This window comes from Vibrio sp. V30_P3S12P165, from assembly GCF_009904905.1.
Lineage (GTDB): Bacteria > Pseudomonadota > Gammaproteobacteria > Enterobacterales > Vibrionaceae > Vibrio > Vibrio fujianensis.
The window spans coordinates 18145-27116 of record NZ_WXWH01000011.1 but is presented as its reverse complement, the minus strand read 5'-3'; the positions used below and the strand labels follow the sequence as shown (position 1 = coordinate 27116).

Sequence of the window (8972 nt, the reverse complement as noted above, 5' to 3'; positions counted from 1 at the left end):
CTACCCCTATTTTTTGCTTTTTTTTATGTAATTTATAGTGGACATCGGCGAAGCATGGCTCATATTACGGGATTGACAACGTTAATAAAAGAGACTTATTTTGTGTTAATAACGTGTCATATCTTATGAATAAGTGAAATATGAATGCATTACTTCAACAAAAGTGTGATTTGAATTTGTTTTTAATCTGAAAAAGTAAACAAATAGATGAAAAAACCATACAAGTTTTGACTTATTGAGAAAGTTACCAGAAATCAAGTTGAAGGAATGACTGAGATTCAATCGGAGGTAAAAAAGAAAGGGACGGAGTAGGAGAACTTCGATAAAATGACTGCACGAGATTAAAAGGTAACCACATTGAGCGCACAAACTCAATGTGGTGTTTAATAATCACATTAAACTTGAGATGTGTGGATGTCACTAATCGGTTTAAGCTCTTTAATGGGCAACCAATTTACTTTAACCCCCGCTTGTAAAAACATATCTTGGCTGACCTTAATTTTATCTCCCCAACGAGAGAGAAAATCCTCAGATTGCTCCGGGCAATGAACCGCAGAAATACCTGTTTGGATAATTTTAGCGGCACAATTCGGGCATGGAAAATGGGTGACATAGATTTCACAGCCATCTAAATCACGCTTAGCAAATAAAATAGCATTTTCTTCTGCATGTAAGGTTTTTAAATACTTCATATCGCGATCATCGGTATTCGCACTGTCTGAAATGCCGTGTGGATAGCCATTAAAGCCAACAGACACGATACGATTATTTTTAGTTATGACGGCACCGACTTGAGTGGATGGGTCTTTACTCCAAGAGCCGACTAATTCTGCCATTTGGTAAAAGCGTTGTGCCCATTTTGAAATCATGGTGTGGTTTCCTTAACAAAGAGTCAATCGCAATGTGATCGGTAACTGAAGTGCTCATGATCCGTATTTTTATTCATAGAGTCTAGAGAAATTTAGTGTGGCTAATTCGAATACTCTTTTTATTATGATATCCCCTTCCTACCTGCAACTCCAAGTGGTTTGGGTATAAGTGAGGGCATAGAAATGAGATCTCCATTAAGGTTTCTTGTGGATCATAAAAATGACAAAAGGTTATTATAGGATTTATATTGTGCGAGATCTCTTACATATTGTGTAAGAAATTGGTGGTTGATAGCAATGGAAATGAACTGATTGTTATTTAACTGATTGTTTTAAATGTTATTTTTTTTGGCTTATTTTAAGGTTTCGTCATTTTATTTTTTCGCTAACTTGCAGAAAAATTAGGATAACGTAACGTTTAATTGTCGGCAGGAAGCAGACACGGAACAGGAAAGGCCCAAGGATTGGTCATCTTCAGGAAGAAGATTCGATAATTCAGGATGAATTATCGGCATGGAAAGCGAACAACATTAGCTGGAAGCGACTAACGAGGATGGTTACTACGGAAGGTTAATGCAGATCTTAATGGAATAAGGAAAAACGCTGTCAGGACGACAGGAACAGGACACCGCTAGGAAGGCGATGAAAGGGATTGTGCTAAAGGATTTAGCTGACTATCAAGGAATAGATGCAGGGAGCACCTATCAGTAGCTGGATTGCTGCGAGCAAGAATAGAACCCCACTAGGCGTAAGCTTAGTGGGGTTTTCTTTATTTTAGGCTTTACACCAGTGATTTCAATGCGGTTTTTGTTGTTGTCCTAAGGTAAGCGCTCAATATTAAAAATAAACCCGCTATGAGCGGGTTTATGCAGTTAACGAGTGACATTGACGGTAATTTGCAATTTCAGCGGTAAATTTGATAAACGCTTTTCAAGCGTACGACGCGTGTGTTCAATATCTTCAACAAGAATAACACCGCAGTCCTCTTCTGGATAAAGATCAATATCGACCCATAGTTCGGGGCCTACTTTAGTCAGTCCGGCTAATTCAATATCCTGTTCTGATTCTTTGCCTGCAGCGATGACGCTTTGATCTACGGTTTTACAAAGCTCCTTGCTAGGAGCCATGAGAAAAATTTCTCGTAATGCTGATTTAACCATCCCATATGGTACTTTTAAGAAATAAAAGGACATAGCAAGCATCATTAAAGGATCGGCATAAACAGCATAGTGAGAGAAAGGAGAAATACTTACGCCTAACGCAACAATGAAACCAGCTGTAACCGCAACACTTAGTAGTGTATCCATTTGCCATTGTTTGACTTCTGCGGAGATTAAGCCAGAAGCGTACCGTTTGCTTAGCTTGGCCATATACCACCAAGCGAAGCCACAACCGATGACATTAATCGCACCAAATAAGGTCGCAATCGATGGATCAACTTCTCGTCCACCAGTGAGCAAGGAGCTGACCGCTGAATATAAGGAATAGGATACAAGCATTAAGATCACGATTCCCTTTATGGCTATCACCGCCGGTTCAAATAATGCTCGTCCAAATGGAAATTGATGGTCCGAGGGTTTTCGAATAGAGCGAGCTGCGATGAGCGACAATAATGTTAACAGTAAACTGATTAAAGAATAGACACCATCAAAAACAATAACTAATGAACCTACAAGTAAACCAACAATAAGGCCGCCACCTGCAAATATAGAGGCAATAAGGGCTGAGAAAGTCAATACACGATTTTCATTTAAACTTGTTCGGGCACACATAACACACTATTCCAATAAAAAACTATAGCTATTGTGGCCCAAACTAGGGTTAATACAATGGTTATTTACTACTCACTGAGGCTGAGAGAGGGAAGGTTTATCAAATATCATTATATAACAATAGATTAGATGAATTTTCTAGCGTCATTTATTTTGTCGCTGGCTGCTATTACCGATTTAAAAATCAAATAAATAATCGCTGAGCTTATCAGCAAGCCAAAGCATGGCTGGGTTCTCCGCTCCACCTGTGGTCGTAAACATGCAATAATCTTCTTGAGTTAGCCCATAAGTATGACGGATGACGGTTAATCGTTGTTCGCGTAAATGATGGCGAATCAGTGGTTCAGGTAATACACCCCAGGCACTTTCTGTCAAAATGGTGCCTAGCATATATTCAAAACTTGAAAAACCGATATAACGACGAGAAAACGGTTCTAAATTAGAGTTATCTTGCTCATTAAGATAGACCATCACGGCTTGCATTGATTTTCGTAAATCTTCATCAGTAACAGGCTTTAGTTTTGTCAATGGGTGGTGGACACTACACACTGACATCATCCGAATTTTTCCTAATGGTTGATAACGAATTCGGGGATCATCTAAACGTTCATAATCAACCCCACATGCGAAATCAACTTGCTGCGTCGCGACTAAGTTGGCTAAGTCACCGCTGGATGCAAGTACAATATTAAATGAGGTATTAGGAAATAATTTATTTAAAGAGTGAGCAAGATCTTGCCAAAGTATCTCCGGTAATGAGTCATCTCGAGCAATCCACATTTCTGCGGCAAATTCATCGGAAACCTGGGAGCAGGTATGTTTAATCCGAGTCGCGGTGATGAGTAAACTTTGGCAGTCCTTATAAATCGCTTTTCCGGCTTCCGATAAAGAAACTTGGTTTCCGCTGCGTATAAATAACTCAACCTTTAGTTCATTTTCCAGAGCCTTAATGGCCATGCTGAGTTTAGTTCGGTTGCATTCCAACTGACGAGCGGCTTCGGATACTGAACCTGTATCCGCGATAGTACAAAATGCTTCTATTTGTGACAGATTCATTGCATTCTCAATAAATGAAAAGTGACGATCAGGGTTAGGCCGAAGATTTTGACACTAACTTCGTTAAAATCCTATTTTCTTGATGAAAATTGTACTTAAACGCTATGAAATTTACGCTATTTTGGTTTAATCTTGGCACATTGCCCAACTACAAGAAGTAATACGGAGACCATGATGGTACACGACTGGGACAACTACGCAGCAAATTGGGAAAATGATCCAATCAACCTTGATTTTTCTTATCATGTTTTTCAGCAGCTACAAACAATAACCGTATTGGATGGTAAGCATATACTTGATTTCGGTTGTGGTACTGGGTTACTCAGCCAATATCTCTCCCCTTTGTGTAAAGATATTGTGGCGTTGGATAAATCTGAAGCCATGATCGAAGAGCTGGATAAAAAAGAACTCGTTAATGTTGAACCTGTGGTTGATCACTTAAGTCGTGGGCTGGTTGCCCAACATCCGGCTTTTCGTAAACAATTTGACCTGGTGCTTGCCGCTGCTGTTTGCGGCTACATCTCTAACTTTCAAGATGCTGCCGACATCGCCTACACCCTGTTAGATGAAGGTGGTCAGTTTATAGTGTGGGATTGGTTATCTGATCATGGCAATTTAGCATATGGGCTCAGTGAAACAGAGATAGTTAATGTTTTAACTCAATCTGGCTTTGCTCGCATCGATGTGTCTCATGCTTTTGATATTCAGACACCTCAAGGCCTTAGAAGCGTGCTGATGGGGCTTGGCCAAAAATAACGGTATTTCTTACATCATACTCAGCAGGCTAAATTTTTCTGGCTGAGTACGTTGATCTGTTTTCCTCTCTTTTTACGGATTCATAATGACGATACCTAAGCGACTTGCAGTGGTAGATAAGCGGTAAGTGAGTTTATTCCATGGACATAGATCGCCTATGTAACTGGGGTAAACGAACGTAGCCAATACCCAATACCGCTACATCTTCAAGTAAGAAAGGGATATATAGGTATCTGCTTGTTAGAGTCAACAGACTCTAGCAAAGCCTGATCTTTGTTACATCATAAATTTGTCATTTCTCATTCATATAATTGTCATTACATTTACACATCTAATCATTTATCTTCTCTGATTTATTTTTTTTCATATTTTTTTGTTTAATAAAAACAGATTCTTACATGTTATCTTTCGGTTTTCGTGATCAATAAAGGGTTGAAATTATCCTTTCAGCTGTTAGTTTATAAAAGGAATTTGTTTAGAGTTCTAATTGAATATGTGGCAAACAATGATGACAGCATCACCTTGGGTTGCATACCCAGAAATTATGCAAAACACTCAGGACGAGTGGACGTTTCGTACTCCAAACCGAACAGATGGAAAGCGTGTACATGATCTTATCGCGCAATGTTCGCCGCTGGATGAGAACTCCGCTTACTGCAACTTTTTGCAATCGACACACTTTCACAATACGTGTGTGGTTGCTGAACGTAACGAAGAGATGGTGGGTTTTGTATCAGCCTATCGCAAGCCGGATAAGTCGAATGAACTCTTCATTTGGCAAGTCGCCGTGAGTCAAACCGCTCGTGGTATGGGTCTGGCTTTCCATATGCTGAACGAATTACTAACTCGTGATGATCTACGTGACATTACTGTGTTGGAAACCACCATTACCCGTGACAATCAAGGTTCTTGGAGCCTATTTAAGAAACTTGACCGAGCACATGGCGAACGCGGTGAAGTATCAACGTTTCTTGATGAAACCCGCCATTTTCATGGTGAGCATGATACTGAATATTTATATCGCATTCCGCTACATTCACGAACTAACCAACAAGGATAAATCCCATCGCTATGGATATCTTTAAAAAGAAAGAATCAAACGTTCAATCTTACGCCAATAATTTTCCAGTCGTATTTTCTACGGCAAAAGGAAGCTGGCTATATACCAAAGATGGTGATGCCTATTTAGATTTTCTAGCAGGAGCAGGCTCGCTGAACTATGGCCACAATAACGCCATCTTTAAACAGGCATTGCTTGATTATATTGATAAAGACGGTATTACGCATGGCTTAGATATGCACTCAGAGGCGAAAGCAGGCTTTTTACAAGCACTGCAAAACCTGATTTTCTCGCCACGAGGCTTGGACTATAAAGTTCAGTTTACTGGGCCAACCGGAACTAACGCGGTCGAAGCTGCTATGAAGCTGGCCCGTAAGGTCACTGGACGTACTAACATTGTTGCATTCACCAATGGCTTCCATGGTTGTACCTATGGTGCATTAGCGGCGACAGGCAATCAACATCACCGTGGTGGTGCCAGTTTGGGGTTATCAGGTGTGACGCGCTTACCTTATGATGGCTATGCCGATATTGATGGCTTAGCTTTGTTTGAAACAATGCTAAATGATCACTCTTCGGGATTAGATAAACCAGCCGCTGTGTTGCTAGAAACCGTACAAGGTGAAGGTGGACTGAATGCCGCCTCCAAGAGTTGGTTACAAAAATTAGCCAAAATATGTAAGACACATGGCATTTTAATGATTGTCGATGACATTCAGGCTGGGTGTGGCCGTACCGGAACCTTCTTTAGTTTTGAACCGGCAGGCATTAAGCCAGACATTGTGACTCTGTCAAAGTCAATCGGCGGATATGGCTTACCGATGGCAATTGTTCTATTTAAACCCGAGCTAGATGCGTGGAAACCGGGTGAGCATAACGGCACCTTCCGTGGCAATAATCATGCATTTGTGACAGCGACTAAAGCGCTGGAAACCTATTGGGCGAATGATGAGTTCGAGCACCATATCAAAGCGCGTGCTGAACAAGTGACAAATGTGATTCAACAATCGCTTCGTCGCTTCCCAAGCCTATTTACTCGTTTAAAAGGACGAGGCTTGATGCAAGGCATTGAGTGTCAAAATGGCGAGATTTCCAACAAAGTGGCTCGTGAGTGTTTTCGTCTTGGTATGGTGATTGAAACAGCAGGCCCTGATGATGAAGTGGTGAAATTTTTCTGTCCACTAACAATCAGTGAAGATGAGCTAGAGCAAGGTCTAAATATTTTCCAACAAGCGGTTGAAAATGTGGCCCCCAATTTTATTCAAAAAGCGTCTTAAGGAAAAATCATGATTGTTAGAACATTAGAAGAGTGTCGTCAAAGTGAACGTCGTGTGGTGGCAAAAACGTGGGAAAGCGTTCGTATGTTACTCAAAGACGACAAGATGGGTTTTTCATTCCATATTACAAATATTTACCAAGGCACCGAGACACATATCCACTATAAAAATCACTTAGAATCCGTGTATTGCGTTTCCGGGGAAGGGGAAATTGAAGTGGTTGGCGGAGAAACGTATCCGATCAAACCAGGTACGTTATATATTCTTGATAAGCATGATGAACATTACTTACGTGCTTATAAAGGGGCGGATATGGTGATGGCGTGTGTCTTCAACCCACCGTTGACTGGTGCTGAAGTCCATGATGAAGATGGCGTCTATCCCATCGTCGAATAACATCAATCCGTATTTAATACAAGGAGACCTCATGTCTTACACCGTAGAAAAAATCGGTGGTACTTCGATGTCTGCATTTGATGCAGTCCTCGATAATATTTTACTGAAACCGAACAATCCTTATGGCCGAGTATTTGTGGTTTCAGCTTATTCAGGGATGACCGATGCCTTACTCGAATGTAAACGTACGGGTAAACCAGGCATTTATCAGATGATTGCTAAGCGTGATGAAGGCTGGCAAGAAACCATGTATGAGCTTGAACAGCGCATGCTGATGATCAATGAAAATTTATTTGCCGATCCAATGAGCCGGATGCGGGCCGATAAGTTTATCCGTTCACGTATCTCAGAAGCGGTCAATTGTGTAAATAATATTTTGCAAACTTGCCAGTATGGACAGTTTTCTCTACGCCATTATTTACCGCAGATTAGAGAATTCCTCTCTTCGATTGGGGAAGCGCACAGCGCCTATAATACGGCTCTAAAATTAAAAGCGCTGGGTATTAATGCCCGATTTGTGGATTTGTCAGGATGGAATGAAGAGACGCGAGGCAAGCTTGATGAAGTCATTGAGCGTGCTTTTGCCGATATTGATGTCACGACAGAGCTGCCTATTGTGACAGGTTATGCTTATTGTGACGAAGGACTGATGAAAACCTATGATCGTGGTTACAGTGAAATGACCTTTAGCCGGATTGCGGTATTGACCGAGGCCGATCAAGCCATTATTCACAAAGAGTATCACTTAAGTTCTGCTGACCCTCGTGTCGTTGGGCCGGAAAAAGTAAGTCCGATGGGGCAGACTAACTTTGATGTCGCCGATCAACTGGCTAACTTAGGCATGGAAGCGATTCACCCCAATGCTGCTGCTGGATTGAGAAATAAAGGCATTGAACTTCGCGTCAAAAATACCTTTGAGCCAGAGCATGCAGGAACGTTGATTGCTAACCACTATCAACCAGAAGCAAATAAAGTTGAGATCATTGCTGGACGTAATAAAGTCTTTGCCTTACATATGTTTGACCAAAGCATGGTTGGCAGTGTCGATAATGCCAGTTACGAATTGATGGAAATCATTGCTGAGGCGAAAGTTCATTTGGTGGGTAAGGAAATGAATGCAAACTCAATGACTTACTATCTCAGTGGCACGAGCGATAACCTTAACCATGTGCTGTATAAAGCGGAAAAACGTTATCCTAATGCTACCATTTCTGGAAAAATGGTAGCGTTAATCTCTGCGATTGGCGCATCAATCAATACCAATTTTGCATTAGGCAAAGGGATGCAAGCTTTAATCGAAGCTGGTGTAAATCCTATGGCAGCTCACTCTTCAATGCGAAACGTCAACGTTCAGTTTGTCGTTGAAGACAGTGATTATAACAGCGCTATTTGTTCGTTACACCAAGCGTTGATCGTTGATCAAAACGGCGGTAAACGAAACAATAAAAAAGTAAAAGCGGCCTAGTTGAATAGCAAACCCCCATGGATTTTGATCTGTGGGGGTTTTGTTTTTTCTTTCAGTCCGTGTGGCTTGAATGGGTATTAATGGATGGTTGGCGCTAACCATTGTGCTAATTTTCTTAAGTCCACTTGGATGATCCAGCGCACGGGTTGGGTCACTGCCAGGGGAGACTGAGGCAAGGAAAAAATCACATCTTGACAGCGCTGTGGAAAAGCCATAGCTGCTGGCCATTGAGTACTCTTGTTGTTGGTGGCTGATTCAGTAATTTGTAAATGCATTGTCGGGTATTGATTCATCTTCACCTCTCCTGATTGAGGAGAACTC

The 8972-nt window shown here is 41.3% G+C and carries 9 protein-coding genes; 5 read left to right on the top strand and 4 right to left on the bottom strand.

Going from position 1 to position 8972, the window contains the following annotated elements; all coding sequences use genetic code 11:
* Positions 1-395: 395 nt before the first annotated feature.
* The 3 genes from CAG57_RS02565 to CAG57_RS02555 form a co-directional block, all read right to left on the bottom strand.
* A complete protein-coding gene (locus tag CAG57_RS02565; protein WP_099610873.1) occupies positions 396-869 on the bottom strand; it encodes a dCMP deaminase family protein in 474 nt (157 codons plus the stop codon).
* 872 nt (positions 870-1741) lie between these two features.
* Positions 1742-2641: a cation diffusion facilitator family transporter gene (locus CAG57_RS02560; RefSeq protein ID WP_161427378.1), complete on the bottom strand. Its 900-nt coding sequence runs from the start codon at positions 2639-2641 to the stop codon at positions 1742-1744.
* Positions 2642-2818: 177 nt separating this feature from the next.
* Positions 2819-3697: a LysR family transcriptional regulator gene (locus tag CAG57_RS02555; RefSeq protein ID WP_099610871.1), complete on the bottom strand. Its 879-nt coding sequence runs from the start codon at positions 3695-3697 to the stop codon at positions 2819-2821.
* Between the two features lie 174 nt (positions 3698-3871).
* On the opposite strand from CAG57_RS02555, the gene CAG57_RS02550 reads away from it, so the two are divergent.
* From CAG57_RS02550 to CAG57_RS02530, 5 genes are all read left to right on the top strand, one after another.
* Positions 3872-4453 (top strand): class I SAM-dependent DNA methyltransferase, encoded by a 582-nt coding sequence (locus CAG57_RS02550; RefSeq protein WP_161427380.1) that lies wholly within the window; start codon positions 3872-3874, stop codon positions 4451-4453.
* A 505-nt stretch (positions 4454-4958) separates the two neighbouring features.
* On the top strand, positions 4959-5513 hold the full coding sequence (gene ectA / locus CAG57_RS02545; protein ID WP_202597833.1) for a diaminobutyrate acetyltransferase: 555 nt from the start codon (positions 4959-4961) through the stop codon (positions 5511-5513).
* An 11-nt stretch (positions 5514-5524) separates the two neighbouring features.
* The gene (gene ectB, locus CAG57_RS02540; protein ID WP_161427377.1) at positions 5525-6790 is read left to right on the top strand and encodes a diaminobutyrate--2-oxoglutarate transaminase; all 1266 of its coding nucleotides are present in this window, start codon (positions 5525-5527) and stop codon (positions 6788-6790) included.
* 9 nt (positions 6791-6799) lie between these two features.
* Positions 6800-7186, top strand: coding sequence for an ectoine synthase (locus CAG57_RS02535; RefSeq protein ID WP_161430420.1), 387 nt, complete (start codon positions 6800-6802; stop codon positions 7184-7186).
* Positions 7187-7217: 31 nt separating this feature from the next.
* Positions 7218-8651, top strand: a complete 1434-nt coding sequence (locus CAG57_RS02530) for an aspartate kinase (RefSeq protein ID WP_099610866.1) — start codon at positions 7218-7220, stop codon at positions 8649-8651.
* Positions 8652-8728: 77 nt separating this feature from the next.
* Here the strand turns inward: CAG57_RS02530 and CAG57_RS02525 are convergent, their stop codons facing one another.
* Positions 8729-8944 (bottom strand): hypothetical protein, encoded by a 216-nt coding sequence (locus tag CAG57_RS02525; protein ID WP_161428235.1) that lies wholly within the window; start codon positions 8942-8944, stop codon positions 8729-8731.
* Positions 8945-8972 lie beyond the last annotated feature (28 nt).

Excerpts from the sequence above, each read along its gene's own strand:
- CAG57_RS02565 (WP_099610873.1), bottom strand. The coding sequence starts at position 869 with ATGATTTCAAAATGGGCACAACGCTTTTACCAAATGGCAGAATTAGTC.
- CAG57_RS02560 (WP_161427378.1), bottom strand. The coding sequence starts at position 2,641 with ATGTGTGCCCGAACAAGTTTAAATGAAAATCGTGTATTGACTTTCTCA.
- CAG57_RS02555 (WP_099610871.1), bottom strand. The coding sequence starts at position 3,697 with ATGAATCTGTCACAAATAGAAGCATTTTGTACTATCGCGGATACAGGT.
- CAG57_RS02550 (WP_161427380.1), top strand. The coding sequence starts at position 3,872 with ATGGTACACGACTGGGACAACTACGCAGCAAATTGGGAAAATGATCCA.
- ectA (WP_202597833.1), top strand. The coding sequence starts at position 4,959 with ATGATGACAGCATCACCTTGGGTTGCATACCCAGAAATTATGCAAAAC.
- ectB (WP_161427377.1), top strand. The coding sequence starts at position 5,525 with ATGGATATCTTTAAAAAGAAAGAATCAAACGTTCAATCTTACGCCAAT.
- CAG57_RS02535 (WP_161430420.1), top strand. The coding sequence starts at position 6,800 with ATGATTGTTAGAACATTAGAAGAGTGTCGTCAAAGTGAACGTCGTGTG.
- CAG57_RS02530 (WP_099610866.1), top strand. The coding sequence starts at position 7,218 with ATGTCTTACACCGTAGAAAAAATCGGTGGTACTTCGATGTCTGCATTT.
- CAG57_RS02525 (WP_161428235.1), bottom strand. The coding sequence starts at position 8,944 with ATGAATCAATACCCGACAATGCATTTACAAATTACTGAATCAGCCACC.